Source organism: Propionivibrio dicarboxylicus, assembly GCF_900099695.1.
Classification (GTDB): Bacteria; Pseudomonadota; Gammaproteobacteria; order Burkholderiales; family Rhodocyclaceae; genus Propionivibrio; species Propionivibrio dicarboxylicus.
In genome coordinates this window covers 111,552-127,325 of the sequence record NZ_FNCY01000013.1, presented here as the reverse complement: position 1 = coordinate 127,325, position 15,774 = coordinate 111,552, and the positions used below count along the sequence as shown (strand labels likewise).

Below are 15,774 nucleotides of genomic sequence, written 5' to 3'. Positions count from 1 at the left end.
AACCGTCTGCTGCTGATGATCATTCTGATGATTCTGGTCTTTGCGGTGGGGACGGCGCTGGACCTGGCGCCGACGGTGCTGATTCTGACGCCGGTGCTGATGCCGTTGGTGAAGGCGGCGGGGATCGACCCGTACTACTTCGGGATCATGTTCATGATGAACAACGCGATCGGGCTGATCACGCCGCCGGTGGGAACGGTGCTGAACGTGGTCTCGAGCGTTGCTCGGGTGAATCTGGATACGGTGATCAAGGGGATGTTCCCGTTCCTGGTGGCGGAGACGCTGGTGATGTTCCTGCTGGTGGCGTTCCCGCAACTGGTGACGATCCCGGCACGGTGGTTCTACTAAGCGAAGTAGCAAGGTGTAAGTCGTTCAATCAAACGAGGAGAAACGGAATGAAAATCAAGGGCATGTTCAAGACGTTGCTGATGGCGGGCGCGCTGGCGGGGATGTTCGCTTCGGCGCAAGCGGAGACGCTGCGCTTTGCATCGGAAGCGCCGCGTTCGGACACGCAATTCCAGGGCGGCGAGAAATTCAGCGAACTGCTGAAGGCGAAGACGAAGGGCGCGCTGGAACTGAAGGTGTATCCGGACAGCTCGCTGGGCAAGTTTGACGCGGCGATCAGCGGTGTTCGCGGCGGGACGATCGACATCATCGTGTCGGGCTCGGGCAACTACAGCGGGCTGGTGCCGCAAATGGGGATCTTCGACATCCCGTTCATGTTCAAGGACACGGCGCACGCGTACCGTGTGCTGGACGGCAAGCCGGGCCAGGACATGCTGGACAAGCTGGCTGAATTCAACATGAAGGGTCTGGCGTACTGGGATAACGGCTGGCGTCAGATGAGCAACTCGAAGCACCCGATCAACGTACCGGCGGACGTGAAGGGTCTGAAGATGCGGACGACGGGCAGCCCGGCGCACATCGAAGCGTTCAAGCTTCTGGGCGCGAACCCGGTGCCGATGCCTTTGGCGGAACTGTACACGGCGCTGGAAATGAAGACGGTTGACGCGCAGGAACACCCGATCGGGGTGCTGTGGTCGGCGAAGCTGTACGAAGTTCAGAAGCATCTGTCGCTGACGTATCACGCGTACAGCGCGCTGGTGGTGGTGATGAACAAGCAGAAGTTCGAATCGCTGTCGCCGGCGAACCAGAAGGCGATCGTCGAAGCGGCGCGTGAAGCGGGCGCCTACCAGCGCAAGCTGAACAACGAGAACATCGCGAAGATCGTTGCGGACCTGAAGAAGCTGAACGTTGCGGTGGTGGAGAAGGTTGATCCGGCGCCGTTCCTGGAAGCGACGAAGGCGGGCCGCAAGACCTTCACCGACAAGTTCGGCGGTGAAGACGTGATCAAGGCCATCGACGCCGTCCGCGACGTCAAGTAAGGCTCCGAGCACGCCTCGGGCGTGTGAGCGACTGAAAATCCCTCGGGCAAGCGCCCGGGGGATTTTCTTTTGTGTGTCCGGGAAAGCTTGCACCTTGCCCCGCGGGGGCTTCGCAGTCGGTGTGGAATCCCCGTATAATCGGCCTGTTGTGGCCGTTTAGCCGTCTGGTGCGCGTCGCATGCGTCGCGAGGTGCGAGGTGGTTGAAGTCAGGTCGCTTTCGATCCAGCCGGCACGGGGCCGGTTTTTTTCGTTTGTTTTTTTGAGACTCTCAGGCGACATGCGCATACTTCTCAGCAATGACGATGGCTACTTTTCTCCTGGAATCGACTGTCTGGCGAAAACGCTGTCGCAGATTGCGGAAGTCACCGTTGTGGCCCCCGAATGCGATCGCAGCGGCGCCAGCAACTCGCTGACGCTCGATCGGCCGCTCTCGCTGCGGCGGGCCGCCAACGGTTTTTACTATGTCAATGGCACGCCGACCGATTGCGTGCATCTGGCGGTCAGCGGCATGCTCGACCAGTTGCCCGACATGGTGGTGGCCGGGATCAATCTCGGTGCCAACATGGGTGACGATACCCTCTACTCCGGGACGGTGGCGGCCGCGACCGAAGGCTTTCTGCTGGGCGTGCCGTCGATCGCCGTTTCCTTGTGCAGCAAGGTCGGACGGCATTTCGACAGCGCTGCGCGGGTGGCGCTCGATCTCGTTCAACGTCTTCAGGCACGGACGCTGCAAGACAAGAACAGCGAACCGGTACTGCTCAATGTGAATGTGCCCGACGAACCCTGGGAAGCGCTACAGGGCACCGTGGTGACGCGTCTCGGCAAGCGGCACAAGGCCGAGCCGGTGGTGCGGGCGGTGACGCCGCGTCACGAGACCGTCTATTGGGTCGGCGCTGCCGGCGAGGCGCAGGATGCTGGCGAGGGCACCGATTTTCATGCGGTTGCGAATCATCGGATCTCGGTGACGCCGCTGCAGGTCGATCTCACGCATTCGGCGCAGCTGCCGATGATCAGGAACCTGTTGGCAAAATGACGCGCGCGCATTCCGGCCTCGGCATGACCTCGCAGCGGACGCGGGCGAGGATGATCGAGCGCCTGCGCGCCGAAGGCATTCGCGACGAGCGCGTGCTGGCGGCCATCGCTGCCGTGCCGCGCCATGTTTTCGTCGAGGAAGCGCTGGCCTCCCGTGCCTATGAGGATTCGGCCTTGCCGCTCGGGTTCTCGCAAACGATATCGCAGCCGTTCATTGTCGCGCGGATGATCGAAATCCTGTTGGCCGGACGGGCGCTCGGCAAGACGCTCGAAATTGGCGCAGGGTCGGGCTATCAGGCGGCGGTGCTGGCGCAACTCACGCCGGAGGTCTATGCCGTCGAGCGCATCGAGCCGCTGCTTGCCCGGGCCAAGCTCAATTTGCGCAATATCCAGGAATTTCGCGTCCGGCTGAAATATGCCGATGGCCACTTCGGTCTGCCCGAGGCGGCGCCTTTCGATACGATCATCGTCGCGGCGGCGGCCGCCAGCGTGCCGCAGGGCCTGTTGCAACAGCTCGCACCGGGCGGCAGGATGCTGGTACCGGTGGGGACGGGAGAGCAAACCCTTTCGCTGTTCGAACGCAAGCCGGAAGGAATCGTCGAGACTCGCCTCAATAGTGTTCGTTTCGTGCCGTTATTATCAGGACTCGAATGAAGAAGAGATTTTCAATGGGCGCAAGAACAGGCATTGGTTTTGGCATCGCATTCGCTCTGGCGCTTGCCGGTTGCACCAGCAATACGCCCGCGCCGGTCGTCGGTCGCGAGGGCATGCCGGTTGCAAGCGTACCGGCAGCCACAAAGGCGCGGGATACCTATGTCGTCAAGAGCGGCGATACGCTGTACAACATCGCGCGCGAACACGGCATGGATTACCGCGAATTGATCGCGCTCAACGCCATCGAGAATCCGAACCAAATCGCCGTCGGGCGCACGCTCAAGGTTCGGCCGCAGGCCGGCGGCGCGTCAGCGGCGACGGCGACGGCCGTGACCTCGCCGGTCGTCATGGCGCAGCCGATCGCCGTCGAACCGCTGGTCGAGAAGCGCCCGCTTGCCGCCTCGGGTAACACCGACATGCTCAAGCGCGAACCGCGGGCCGGTAAGGAGCCGTATTCGGATCGCGCCCTGGCCGAGGCTCAGGGCCAACCCGGTGTGAAGCCGGAGGCTGCGCCGGCGCCGACTTCCGGCGCGGCTGAAAAGCCCGCCGAGACGAAAGCGCCCGAGGTGGGCGGTGACGAGGTGGCATGGATCTGGCCGGCCGACGGGAAAACCATCGGCACTTACAGCGAAAATGGCAGCAAGGGTGTCGATATTGCCGGGAAGGCCGGCGATCCGGTGCTCGCGGCATCCGACGGGCGCGTCGTCTATAGCGGAACCGGGCTGCGCGGGTACGGAAAACTCGTCATCCTCAAGCATAACAACACCTATCTTTCTGCTTACGCACATAACCAGACCATTCTCGTCAAGGAGGGACAGAGCGTGACCAAAGGACAGAAAATCGCCGAAATGGGGAGTAGCGACGCCGATCAGGTGAAGCTGCACTTCGAGGTCCGGCGCCTCGGCAAGCCGGTCGATCCGATGAAATACCTGCCGGCGCGATGAACATGCGCGACGACAGCGAATCGGGGTTTGTCGAAGCCGAATTGCCCGACGGCGAGCCGACGTCCGACGACGCGTTCAGCGGCGAGTCGGTCGATGAATCAGCGGAAGAGGCGGAGGCGGCGTCGACCTCTCCGGAATACGAACTGCTCAACGATGTCACGCAGCACTATCTGAACGAGATCGGCGCCAAGCCGCTGTTCTCGCCCAAGGAGGAATACGACTGGGCATGCCTCGCCAAACGGGGTGACTTCCTGGCGCGCCAGAAGATGATCGAGCACAACCTCCGGCTCGTCGTAAACATCGCCAAGCATTACCTGAATCGTGGCATTCCCTTGCTCGACCTGATCGAGGAAGGCAATCTCGGCCTGATCCATGCCATCGAGAAGTTCGATCCCGAGCGCGGTTTCCGTTTCTCCACCTATGCCACCTGGTGGATCCGGCAAAGCATCGAGCGGGCGATCATGAACCAGTCGCGGACGATTCGCCTGCCGGTGCATGTGGTCAAGGAGATCAACCTGATCCTGCGGGCGATCCGCCATCTCGAAATGGCCAACGGACGCGAAATCAGCGTCGAGCACATCGCTCACCTGATCGATCGCTCGGCCGACGAAGTGCGGCGGGCGATGGCGCTCAACGAGCATATCGCGTCTCTCGACGCGCCGCTCGAGATCGATCCCAACCATACGATCGCCGACGCAATCCCTGACGATAACGCGCTCGATCCGGAGACTTTGCTCCAGTCGAGCGAAGTCGAAGGGCTGATCGGCGAGTGGGTCGAGCAGTTGCCCGAGAAGCAGCGGCGCGTGCTTGAGCGGCGTTACGGATTGGGTGGCGCTGACATCAGCACGCTTGAGGAGATCGCCGCCGATCTCGACCTTACGCGCGAGCGCGTCCGTCAGATCCAGATCGAAGCGCTTGACCAGTTGCGCCGGGCGATCAAGCGCGGCGGCGTCAATCGCGACACACTGCTCTGATCGATCGTTCCGCCATCAGCGCGGACGACAAAAAACAAGCCCGCCGAATGGCGGGCTTGGCGTTTCTGGTGACCGGCAGTGCCAGAGGCGACTGCCGGCATGCGGCTTTTAGGCTTACAAACCGAGCAGTCCGAAGAAGACGTAGCAGATGGCGGCGCCAACGATCGACATCGACAGCCCCCAGATCAGCAGCTTGCGGAACAGCTTGGCCTTGTCCTCGTGGTCGCCGGCGCAGGCGATGCAGAGCGCGCCGAGCGTCGAGAGCGGTGAGGTGTCGACCAGGTGGGCGCCGATGTTGATCGACGAGATCATCGCGACCGGATCGCCACCGCCCAGTTCCTTGACGAGGCCCGGGACCATCGGCAGGAACATCGGCATGACAACGCCTGAAGAGCTCGAGTAGGCCGAGATGACGCCGGTGACGAAACCTAGCGTACCGTTGATCGTGGTCGAGTTCGATACTGCGGCCATCATCGAGACGAGCGCGTTGAGGCCCCCCGCCTTGTCCATGACTTCGATCAGCACGGTAACGCCGCAGACCATCATGATCACTCCCCAGGGAATGACCTTGACGGCGGCCTTGCTGTCGCCGGAACCGGAGAGCATCAGGACGCAGGAAAGCACGAAGGCGACGGTGCCGACGTTCGAGATCATGTTCGCCATCCAGGCATTGGCCTTGAAGAAGGGCTTCAAGGGGCCAAGACCGGGCAGGATGACCATGATGATCAAGACGACAACCATGGCCAGCGTCAGCCATTGATGATTCGTAAACGGCTCGGGTTTCGGTGCCAGTTCGTCAACGCTCAGCTTTCCGCCCTTTTGTTGGGCGATCCAGGCCCAGCCGCCCATCAGGAAGAAGCCGCCGATGTTGGCAAAGCCCTGTGCCACTTCGGAGTTGAAGTGGATCTTCCAGGCGAGCCCGTTCAGTGCGTCGGGGGCAATGCCCAGGCCGCCGGCCATTTTGGCGATCAGGCCGTTGGAGATGATGCCGGTCGGTGCGAACGGCGACAGTGCGGCGCCGTTCGCCGCTCCGACGACGATCAGCGTCATCAGGAAGGCCGGAATGCCGACGCGGGTGGCGATGGCCATGGCGACCGGTGCCATCAGCGCTGTGCCGGCGATATTGCCCGGGCCGATCGTTGTGACGACGGTGGTCAGCACGAAGACGACGAGTGGCATCAGCGCGACGTTGCCGCCGGTGGCCCGGACGGCGTAGGCCGTTAACTTTTCCATCGTTCCGTTGGTCTGTGCCATGCCAAAGAGGAAAGTCACGCCGACAAGGATCATGAAGAGGCTGGTCGGGAAGTAGCTGAGCACTTTCGCGCCCGAAGTGCCCCCCCACACTCCGGCGACGACGATGGCAAAACCGATGGCGAGGAAACCGACGTTGAGGTCTTCATTGACGCAACTGATGATCACGACGATCAGCAGCGCAACGATAGACATGATTGCGACAAGCGAAATATCCATACGACACTCCCTGTGATTAAAAAGCGTTACTGAAAAACACTTAAATCCGGACTACATGGATAGCTGAAGCACGATCGTCGGGGATGTTGTTCTTGTGTCCGGCGACATGCTGTGTCACGGGCGTTACTTTAGTACTAGATACGGCCCTAGCACCACAACTTTTTTCTCATTTTCGTGCAAGTATTTCTCGCGGCGAAAAAACGCCTCCTTGGCCAATAGCAAAGGAGGCGTTCGCTCACATGCGCCTTAGCTGCGCTCGAAGAATTGCCGTGTCTTGGCTTCGTCCCAGCCGAAGAGTTCCTTCAGAATTTCGGCAGTGTGTTGCCCGAGCATCGGTGCCGCGGTTTCGACGGCGCCCGGCGTGGCCGACATCTTGACCGGAACGCCGGCCATCTTGAGGTGTCCGGCGACCGGGTGCTCGAGTTCGACCATCATCTCGCGTGCCTTGATATGCGGGTCATTGATGATCTTGTCGACGGTGTTGATCGGAGCGCACGGCAACTCGGCCTTCTCGAGCAGTTCGAGCCATTCGGCGATGGTCTTTGCCGAGAAGATGTTGTTGAGAATCTGCTGCAGTTCGACGGCGTGCGTCGTACGGTTGCCGTTGTTGTCGAAGCGCGGGTCCTTGATGAGTTCCGGGCAGCCGAGGATGTTGCAGAGCTTTTCCCAGAGCCGGTCGTTGCCGGCGCCGACGATGATGTGGCCATCCTTGGCGGTGAATGAGGCGAACGGGGTGATCGAGGGATGGCGATTGCCGAGCGGCCCGGGAACGACGCCCGAGGTGGTGTAACGGGAGATCGCGTTCTCGAGAACGGCGAGCTGGCAGTCGAGCATGCCGACATCGACCTTCTGGCCTTCGCCGGTGCGCTGGCGGTGGAACAGGGCGACCATGACGCCGTAGGCCGTGAACATGCCGGCGATGATGTCGCCGACCGAGGCGCCGACGCGGGTCGGTTCGCCGCCTTCGGGGCCGGTGATGCTCATGATGCCGCCCATCGCCTGAACGATGATGTCATAGGCCGGCTTGAGCATGTAGGGACCGCTGTGGCCAAAGCCCGAGCAGGCCGCGTAGATGATCTTGGGATTGATCTTCTTGAGCTCGTCATAGCCGAGACCGAACTTCTCCATGGTGCCAGGACGATAGTTTTCCAGCACGACGTCGGCCTGCTTGACCATTTCGCGGAACAGTTCGACTTCCTCGGCGCGCTTGAAATTCAGCGTGATCGAGCGCTTGTTCCGGTTCAGGCTCATGAAGTAGGCGCTTTCCTTGCCGACGAAGGGGCCGAAGGCGCGCGAGTCGTCGCCGACGCCGGGCGGTTCGATCTTGATCACGTTGGCGCCAAAATCGGCCAGCATCATCGCGCAGTACGGGCCCGCGAGAACGCGGGTGAGATCGAGAACCTTGAGTCCTTCCAGTGCTTTCATCTTCTTTCCTCTTGAGTGAATGAAATCGAAGCGGTCTGTCGACAGCGCATTCGACTTCGGGGATGCGGATTCGAACAAATGTGTACGTGTAATGATTTGTTGTATACAATTTATTTTATTGTTGAATACAAAGTCAAGCGTCATTGACAAAAATCTCTCGCCCAGCGGTATATTCAAGCCATGCGCACGAACAAAAACCAGTCGAAAATTTCGGAGTTGTTGAAAGAAAAACTCGAGGAGCGGATCGTTACCGGTCAGTACCGCCCAGGATTGCGGCTGGATGAAACCGAACTGGCGACCGAGTTTTCGGTGTCGCGCACGCCGGTGCGCGAGGCATTGATTCAACTGGCGTCGGCCGGTCTCGTCGATATCCGGCCGCGCCGCGGTGCCATCGTTGCCGAGGCGTCACCCAAGCGGCTTTACGAGATGTTTGAAGTGATGGCCGGACTTGAGGCAATGAGCGTCAGGCTGGCGGCACGGCGCCACACGGAAACGGACCTGCGGCAGATTCAGACGGCCCAGGCGGCCTGCGAGAAAGCCTACGAAGCCGGGGATGTGGACGCCTACTATCACGAAAACGAACGCTTCCACATGGCGATCTATCAGGCGAGCCACAACAGCTTTCTGTGCGAGGAAACGTCGGCAATGCACCGCCGCCTCGGTGCGTATCGCCGCTTGCAACTGCGCAGTCGCGGACGGCTGAGGAGTTCGCGTGACGAGCATCGCGGCATTATCGAGGCGATTGCCGCCGGCGACAGCGATCTGGCGGCGCAGCGGGTACACGCGCATGTAATCATTCAGGGCGAGATTTTTTCCGACCTGATCGCCTCCTTATCGCGTCTGGAAGTCCCAAAATACAAGGACTGAGGTCTGGCGCCGCGTGCCTTGGCGTGCCGCCGGCCGCGTGAATTTGCTTGACCAGGCGGGATGTCTGATCCATAACGAAAAGAACTGGGTCATTGCGTGTCGGACGACCCCGCGCCGACAGCGTCGTCGCAATCAGCGACGGGGTGTTGTCCCGGTATTTCGGAGATCCGCCGATGAATTCGTTGTCATGGTCCTTTCACTTGGGCTTCGGATGGCCCCGTATGCGCCAAGTCATCGTGTGGGTCTGCGCCCTGTTTTTCTCCGCCGTGCTACCGGTTCGGGCACAGAACCAAGCACAGGAGGCAAGCACTGCGGCAATCGTCACGGCGATTCATGGCAGCGTCGACCTCGTCACAGCGCAGGGCGTGGCACCGTTGCAACCCTTTGCCCGGATCAAGTCCGACGAGTCGCTACGCCTCCAGGGTGGCGCGCTCGTCCGGCTTCTGTTCCTTGCCAGCGGGCGTCAGGAAACCTGGCGCGGTAACGGGAAAATCGATATTCGCGAGGCCCAGGGGCTGGGTAGCGGGCTTCCGGCGCCGGAAACGACCATGCTCGCGGTTGCCGTTGTCAGGCAGATTGCGCGAACGCCGTCCGACCTGAAGTTCGTGCGCCAGCGCAGCCTGGCGATGGGAAACTCGCTTGAAAAGGTCGAGGAGACCTATCGTCGCATGCGCATGGAGGCCGTACGCGGCGATCTGAATCCCGAGTTGTACTTACTTTCAGCCCTGTTCGAGATGCGCGAAATCGATCGCGTTGAGCAACTGCTGAGCGAATTGCGCGACACACGCCGCGGCGATCAGGAGGCGCAAATCGTTGTTGCGCTCTATCAGAAAGCGCTAAAGAACTTGAAAGATAGCGGTAAACGGCTGTAGTCTTACAAACTGTTACAAACTCGGCGGCATTTTTTTATGCGGCAGGCATTATTCAATATTCATATCGGAGGGGCGTCATGACGATTCGGAACAGGAAACCATACATCATTGCCACAGCAGGATTGGTGATCGTTACGCTAAGTGAAATGGCCGCGGCGCAATCTGCGTCGTTATCGAGTTCTAGCAGCAGCGAACCGGCGAACAGTGCAGCGGCGACGCAGTTGATCACGACCACGACGATCAGCCAGATGTTGACGATTTCGAACGCCATCAGCGCCCGTGTTTTCTCCAGCGGCGGTCCGATCGCGGTGGCGGGCAACGGCCAGAGCTACGGCATGGCGGCAGGGGCCATGGGTAACAAGGTCAATGTCTGGGGCAATATTTCCGATGACAGCAACAAGTACTCGTCGGGTGCTAACCGCTTCAACGCCAAGGCGACGACGGCTACCTTCGGTGCCGACTACGCCCTGACGCAGACGATCAGCGCCGGCGTGTCCGCTGCCTTTGACCGCGGCACCGGCGATCGGGGAACCAACAGCAACTATACCGCTGGCGGCTACACCCTCGCGCCCTATGCGAGTTGGCTGATCAACAAGGAATTCTCGCTGGACGCCATTGCCGGATGGGGTAAAGGGACGCTCGATTCCGCGAACAGCGTTACCAGCGATTCGACCCGCTTCTTTTACGGTACCAACCTGAACTATGTGCGCTGGGCCGGCGACCTGCAATATTCCGGCAAGTTGAGCTACCTGCACGGCGAGGAAAAGTACGGCGATACCAAGACTGCCGGGACGACGAATGCGAACACCGCCACGACGAACAAGATCAACCAATTGCGTGTTGGCGCCCAAGTCGGTTACTGGATGAATGGGCTCATGCCCTTTGCCGGTGCGTCCTATGTCAGCGACAGCCGCTCGGTGTCCAATCTCGGCGGCGGTACCGATCCGACGGCCGACCTTGGCAAGACAGCTTGGTTGGCGACGTTCGGGGTCAATCTGATCTCGACCAAGAACAACCTGACCGGTGGCATCGTCTTCAACACGGAAATGGGACGGAGCCATTCCAAGCGCGACACCGTCATGGCGAACATCAATTATCGTTTCTGATCGCCAGATCGTTCAGGACTTCAGGGCTGCGCCGATGCGCGGCCCTTTTCTTTTCATGACGGGAGCACGCTTCATGGCGATTCGCCAGACGCGCATATTCGTACCGGGCACGGAGCCGGAAGAAGACTGGGCCGAGACGTTGCTGGGGCGCGTGTTGCGACCGCTGACCGAGGATTTTGCCGGCGTCCTCGAGTGGTTCTGGTTCTCGCGTTACGGGTCACCAATCGACGAATCGGGCGATTGCGACATCGACGTCATTGCCGAGGACTTCAAACGTCCGAAGCAGGAGGGGCGTGCAGCGATCCACCGCAGTTTGCGCTTCCGTTATGCTCTTGCCGATGCCGATCGTGCTGCATTCGAGCAGCGGGCGCATCGGTTGATCGCTCGCCACGGGTATGCCGTTTCAGATTTTCGCGACTACGATGTGGTATTGGATACCGCCGGCGATCGTTTCCTCGGCGTCGAAAACCGCCAGGCGTCGCGGCGTGAACGGCGCGCCCAACGCGTGACGCAGTTCTACATGGCGACCTCCCGCCTGGTCCTCGATGCCCTCGTCGGGCCGGACGAAAACGGGCGTTTCCGTTGCGAGCGCAATGACGATCTGGCGCAAAATCCGACGGGATCGAGCTTCCAGTCCTTGCACCATGTCTTCTGCAATATCACCAAGGTGCCGACGGAGGTCTATGTTTTTTCCAAGGAAGGGCAAAACGTGATCGGTTTCGGCACGCACGTCTATCCGCCTCCGGCGCCCGACGGTACCTGGGATCAGTCGACGCCCTATCCGATCTGGTTCTGAGTCGCGTTTGCGGACAGCGCTGCTGCTGTCCGCGCCAGCGTTTCGTCCCATTCGCCCGGCCGTGTTTGCCGGAAGAGCCGTGCCGACGGGTACCACGGGCTGTCCTCACGCCCGAGCTGCCAACGCCAATCGTTGTTGTACGGTAACAGCACCCACACCGGCTTGCCGAGCGCACCGGCAAGATGAGCGACCGCAGTATCGACGGCGATCACCAGGTCCATGGTATCGATCAGTGCCGCAGTGTCGGAAAAATCGCGCAGAAGATCGCCGCAATGCACCGCCTTGTCGTTGGCCTCGAATATTTCCCGTTCGCCCGGCCGCAAGCTCGGTTGCAGACTGACGAACTGGGCCTGCGTGGAAAACAAACGGGCGAAATTCGCCAGCGGAATCGAGCGATTCCGGTCGTTGGCGAACCCCGGGTTGCCCGACCAGGCGATCCCGATCCTTGGCTCTTTCCCCGTGGCGGGTAAGCGCTCATGCCATTGGGCCTGTTGTCCCGGGTCGCTCGACAAGTAGTGGCCACTGGCCGGAATTGTCGACAACTCGGTGGCGAACGCCAGGGGCAGGCTCATCAACGGACAGTGATAGTCAAATTCCGGCAGCGTCTCGCCTTTGGCCAGGACCTGGCTGACGCCGTCCAGCGTGGCCATCAGCGATTTCAGCGGCGCTTGCACCTCGAGCAGGACCGTCGCGCCCCGTTCGGCGACGCACCGTGCGTAGCGGCAGAACTGGATCGTGTCGCCGAATCCCTGTTCGGCGTGCAGGAGAATCGTTCGTCCCGTCAGGTCTTCGGCGCCGAGCCAGAGCGGTGCGGCAAATTCGCGCCGCGCCGCCCGGTATTTTTCGGTCTTCCAGCGCCATTCGAAGGCCGGCCAGCCGCGCTTGAAATCGCCGAGCAGGAGATGGCAAAGCGCCGCATTGAGATGGACCGTCGTGTCGCCGTCGTCATTGGCCAGCGCTTGCGCGTAGCAGTCCAGCGCCGCCTCGCCCTCGTTCATGTCGCGGCGGACGTTGCCGAGGTTGTTCAGCGTCTTGCTTCGGCGCGGATCGAGCGACAGCGCCTGGTGGAAACACGCCAGCGCCTCGTCGAGGCGCCCAAGATGCTGGAAAACGATGCCGCGGTTGTTCAGCACATCGACCGACGCCGGTGCCGCGCCGAGTGCTCGGTTGAGACTGTCGACCGCGTCTTCCAGGCGCCCGAGTCTGAGGAGCGACATGCCGCGATGGCTATAGGCCTGGCTGTTGTCGGGGTTCAGCGCCAGGGCACGGTCGAAACTTGCCACCGCTTCCTCGTTGCGTTCGAGCGTCTGCAGCGCCAGGCCGCAATTGCTGAACGCTTCGGCATAGGCCGCGTCCAGTTCGATCGCCTGGCGAAAATCACTCAGTGCCGCCTCGTATCGGCCGAGCGCCAGCAGTGAGATGCCCCGGTTGTTGCAGGCCACGCCATTGATGGGATTGATCGCCAAAGCCCGATCGAAGCTGGCGACGGCTTCTTCATGGCGCCCCTGCTTTTGCAGGGAGATGCCGCGATTGCTCCAGGCTGCGTCGAGTTGCGGCGCCCAGGCGATGGCGCGATCGAAGCAGATTACGGAGTCGGCGTAATCACCGAGATTCTGGCGGGCGAGGCCGAGATTGTTGCAGGCCTCGACGTAATCCGGCTTCAAGGCGATGGCGCGTTCGAAGCTGCCGATCGCCTGGTCGCTCCGCCCGGTTCCGAGCAATGCCATGCCAAGATTGCAATGCGCAACCGGATGTTGCGGATTCGCGGCGACAGCACGACGCGTCGCGTCCGCCGCCGGGGCATACCGCCTTGCACCCAGATACAGGAAGCCGAGCAGCAACAGGGCCTGCGGATGCTGGGGCTGCGTCAGCAGAATCTGCTGGTAGCGTCGCTCGGCTTCGTCGAACAAGCCTGCTTCATGACAGCGAACTGCCTGCTGCAAGGCGAAGGCGTCCGTCGCCTGCCGCTGCCTGCTATGATGGGCTTGATCCCGGCCCGCCCCGGCCTGTTTGTTTTTCTTGCCCATGTTTACCATCGAAGCGATTTGCCGTCCCCGTATTCTCCTTGCCTGGCATGCATCGGGCAAGCTTCGTGGTGGGTGGTGATGAGAGCCGCGGCTTCCTTCACGCGTCTTGCGGCGGCAATCGTCATGGTGGGCCTGCTCGCCGCCTGTGCGTCGCCGCTCAATTTCGGCGGCACGCGCGAATCCGCTCGTGCGTGGTCGGAAGCCCGAGGCTTTCGTCAAAGCATCCTGCATTCCGGGGCGTTCGAACTGACCGCCTTTCTGCGCCGTCCGGCGCCGCTTGCCGGTGGTGTCGTCAAGGAGACGGACGACGCGGTGCTGACCGTCTATATCGAAGGTGACGGTGCCGCCTGGTCCTCGCCCTATCATCCGCCGCGCGATCCGACGCCTCGGCGGCCGCTCGCTCTCGCCCTTGCCGCGATCGACCCATCCCCTGCCGTCGCGTATCTCGGGCGTCCCTGCCAGTACCTTGATGCTGCGGCCTTGGCACGCTGCTCGGCTGAGTATTGGGTCGACAAACGCTTCGATCCCGACGTCATCGATGCCTACGATCTGGCCATCAGCGAACTGAAAAAGCGGTTTTCGGCGCGAGCGCTGCGTCTGGTGGGGTATTCGGGGGGTGGCAACATTGCCGCCATCCTGGCCATGCGCCGCGCCGACGTACGATCGTTGATCGCCTTGGCTTCGCCGCTGTCACTGGATGCCTGGATCCAACGCCAAGGCCTGACGTCGCTGCCCGGCGCCCTCGATCCGGTGCGGCAAGCCGGCCGGCTTCAGGCTGCCTCCTACTGGGTCGGCGGTCGCGACGATATCGTTCCGCCGTCGGTCGTTCAGCCCTTTGCCGAACAGAAAGGGGGAACGATGCACGTGGTTAAGGGCTATGATCATGAGTGTTGCTGGATCGATGACTGGCTCATCATTCTTAAGGAGTCGCCATGACTGCCAAACACCTTGCATGCTTAGTGTTCGTGCTGTTCGCAGGCGAAGCCGGTGCGCAGTTCCGACCACCTGCCTTTGTCGGCGGGTTGCCCGGCGTCGCCCAATTCCAGGCGGTCCAGATGCAGCGTCATCAGGCGCGAACGCTTCTTTACCGAGAGGCCTTGGACGAACTGCGCAAAAACCCGGCCGCCGCCGATGTCCCCGAGTGTCAAGCGGGGCAGTCGCCGAAGGACGCCCTGTGTCTGGCGCGGCCGGACGCCGCGCCACCGGTCGCGATGGCACAAGTTCCCGTCGTTCAGTCTCCCGTCGCACAGGCTCCTGTCGTTCAGGCTCCTGTCGTTCAGGCTCCTGTCGCACAGGCTCCTGTCGCACAGACTCCTGTCGCGCAGGCTCCTGTCGCACAGGCTCCTGTCGCACAGACTCCTGTCGCGCAGGCTCCTGTCGCACAGGCTCCCGTCGCACAGGCTCCCGTCGCACAGGCTCCCGTCGCGCAGGCTCCTGTCGCGCAGGCTCCTGTCGCCGAGACGCCGGCGCCGGTCGTGGCAAAGTCGGCGCAGCCGGTTGTGCCGACGCCTCCCCGTCGTATCGCATTGCTCTTTGGTAACAACGACTATAAGCCGCCGATCCCGGGGCTGGAGACGCCGATTGCCGACGTCGAGGACATCGCCTCGGCCTTGCGCGCGCGCTTTGGCTATGATGTGCGCGTGGTCAAGAATGCCTCCAAGGCGGGCATCATCGAAAGCGTCAATGGCATCGCCGGGGAGGCGCGGCCCGAAGACAGCGTCTTGCTGTTTTACGCCGGCCACGGGTACTTGATGGAAGACATCAACATGGGGTTCTGGATTCCAATCGACGGGTCGGTAAAAACCGCCGCCAACTGGATTTCCAATAAGGACATTTCCAAGCTCTTGACGGCCATTCCAGCCCGTCAACTGATCTTGATATCGGACAGTTGCTTTTCCGGATCGCTGACGCGCGAGCAGAAAATTACGGGCAAAGGCGCGCTGCAACCGGACGAAGTGCTGCGGCGGCGCTCGGTCCTTGTCTTTTCGTCGGGCGGCGACGAACCCGTCTCGGACGAAGGCAAGGAAGGGCATTCGATTTTCGCCTGGAGTCTTATCAAGACGCTCAACGAGATCGGCACGACGACCGCCGGCCACGAAGTCTGGCGTCTCGTGCGCGGTACCGTCACCAAAGACTACTCGCAAGAGCCGCAATATGGCGCCGTCCTGTCGGCCGGCCATGCTGACGGCGGGGAATATCTCTTTCAGCTGCGCTAGGGCGG

General features: G+C 61.5%; 16 protein-coding genes. 12 read left to right on the top strand and 4 right to left on the bottom strand.

Features of this window, described 5'->3' with window-relative positions:
• The 6 genes from BLR25_RS14805 to rpoS all read left to right on the top strand — a co-directional run.
• Window positions 1–348, top strand: a 348-nt coding sequence (locus BLR25_RS14805; RefSeq protein WP_143009881.1) for a TRAP transporter large permease subunit, incomplete at its 5' end; no start/stop codon positions are given.
• 47 nt (window positions 349–395) lie between these two features.
• Window positions 396–1,385, top strand: coding sequence for a TRAP transporter substrate-binding protein (locus tag BLR25_RS14800; protein WP_091938660.1), 990 nt, complete (start codon window positions 396–398; stop codon window positions 1,383–1,385).
• Between the two features lie 278 nt (window positions 1,386–1,663).
• Entirely contained in the window at window positions 1,664–2,419 is a 756-nt protein-coding gene (surE, locus tag BLR25_RS14795) for a 5'/3'-nucleotidase SurE (protein ID WP_091938659.1), read from the top strand.
• Window positions 2,416–3,072: a protein-L-isoaspartate(D-aspartate) O-methyltransferase gene (locus tag BLR25_RS14790; RefSeq protein WP_091938658.1), complete on the top strand. Its 657-nt coding sequence runs from the start codon at window positions 2,416–2,418 to the stop codon at window positions 3,070–3,072. Before surE ends, BLR25_RS14790 begins: the two co-directional genes overlap by 4 nt.
• Before the next feature lie 14 nt (window positions 3,073–3,086).
• Window positions 3,087–4,016: a peptidoglycan DD-metalloendopeptidase family protein gene (locus BLR25_RS14785; RefSeq protein WP_245715574.1), complete on the top strand. Its 930-nt coding sequence runs from the start codon at window positions 3,087–3,089 to the stop codon at window positions 4,014–4,016.
• A gap of 2 nt (window positions 4,017–4,018) precedes the next feature.
• Complete coding sequence (rpoS, locus tag BLR25_RS14780) at window positions 4,019–4,990, top strand: RNA polymerase sigma factor RpoS (protein WP_091938674.1); 972 nt, start codon at window positions 4,019–4,021, stop codon at window positions 4,988–4,990.
• Window positions 4,991–5,104: 114 nt separating this feature from the next.
• Here rpoS and BLR25_RS14775 read toward each other — a convergent pair whose 3' ends face one another.
• Both BLR25_RS14775 and BLR25_RS14770 read right to left on the bottom strand, forming a co-directional pair.
• Complete coding sequence (locus tag BLR25_RS14775) at window positions 5,105–6,460, bottom strand: SLC13 family permease (RefSeq protein ID WP_091938656.1); 1,356 nt, start codon at window positions 6,458–6,460, stop codon at window positions 5,105–5,107.
• A 246-nt stretch (window positions 6,461–6,706) separates the two neighbouring features.
• On the bottom strand, window positions 6,707–7,885 hold the full coding sequence (locus BLR25_RS14770; protein WP_091938655.1) for a CaiB/BaiF CoA transferase family protein: 1,179 nt from the start codon (window positions 7,883–7,885) through the stop codon (window positions 6,707–6,709).
• A 180-nt stretch (window positions 7,886–8,065) separates the two neighbouring features.
• On the opposite strand from BLR25_RS14770, the gene BLR25_RS14765 reads away from it, so the two are divergent.
• Window positions 8,066–8,752, top strand: a complete 687-nt coding sequence (locus BLR25_RS14765) for a GntR family transcriptional regulator (RefSeq protein WP_091938654.1) — start codon at window positions 8,066–8,068, stop codon at window positions 8,750–8,752.
• A gap of 173 nt (window positions 8,753–8,925) precedes the next feature.
• Window positions 8,926–9,624, top strand: a complete 699-nt coding sequence (locus BLR25_RS14760; RefSeq protein WP_143009880.1) for a FecR family protein — start codon at window positions 8,926–8,928, stop codon at window positions 9,622–9,624.
• A gap of 52 nt (window positions 9,625–9,676) precedes the next feature.
• Here BLR25_RS14760 and BLR25_RS21340 read toward each other — a convergent pair whose 3' ends face one another.
• Entirely contained in the window at window positions 9,677–9,895 is a 219-nt protein-coding gene (locus BLR25_RS21340; RefSeq protein ID WP_091938652.1) for a hypothetical protein, read from the bottom strand.
• On the opposite strand from BLR25_RS21340, the gene BLR25_RS14750 reads away from it, so the two are divergent.
• Window positions 9,873–10,730, top strand: coding sequence for an autotransporter domain-containing protein (locus tag BLR25_RS14750; RefSeq protein ID WP_176785917.1), 858 nt, complete (start codon window positions 9,873–9,875; stop codon window positions 10,728–10,730). The two genes, BLR25_RS21340 and BLR25_RS14750, sit on opposite strands and share 23 nt — an antisense overlap.
• A gap of 73 nt (window positions 10,731–10,803) precedes the next feature.
• Window positions 10,804–11,526: a hypothetical protein gene (locus BLR25_RS14745; protein ID WP_143009878.1), complete on the top strand. Its 723-nt coding sequence runs from the start codon at window positions 10,804–10,806 to the stop codon at window positions 11,524–11,526.
• Here the strand turns inward: BLR25_RS14745 and BLR25_RS14740 are convergent.
• Complete coding sequence (locus BLR25_RS14740; protein WP_176785916.1) at window positions 11,508–13,436, bottom strand: tetratricopeptide repeat protein; 1,929 nt, start codon at window positions 13,434–13,436, stop codon at window positions 11,508–11,510. The two genes, BLR25_RS14745 and BLR25_RS14740, sit on opposite strands and share 19 nt — an antisense overlap.
• Between BLR25_RS14740 and BLR25_RS21335 the strand changes: the two genes are divergently transcribed.
• The gene (locus BLR25_RS21335; RefSeq protein WP_176785915.1) at window positions 13,380–14,489 is read left to right on the top strand and encodes an alpha/beta hydrolase; all 1,110 of its coding nucleotides are present in this window, start codon (window positions 13,380–13,382) and stop codon (window positions 14,487–14,489) included. The two genes, BLR25_RS14740 and BLR25_RS21335, sit on opposite strands and share 57 nt — an antisense overlap.
• Window positions 14,486–15,769, top strand: coding sequence for a caspase family protein (locus tag BLR25_RS14730; RefSeq protein ID WP_143009876.1), 1,284 nt, complete (start codon window positions 14,486–14,488; stop codon window positions 15,767–15,769). Before BLR25_RS21335 ends, BLR25_RS14730 begins: the two co-directional genes overlap by 4 nt.
• Window positions 15,770–15,774: the final 5 nt, after the last annotated feature.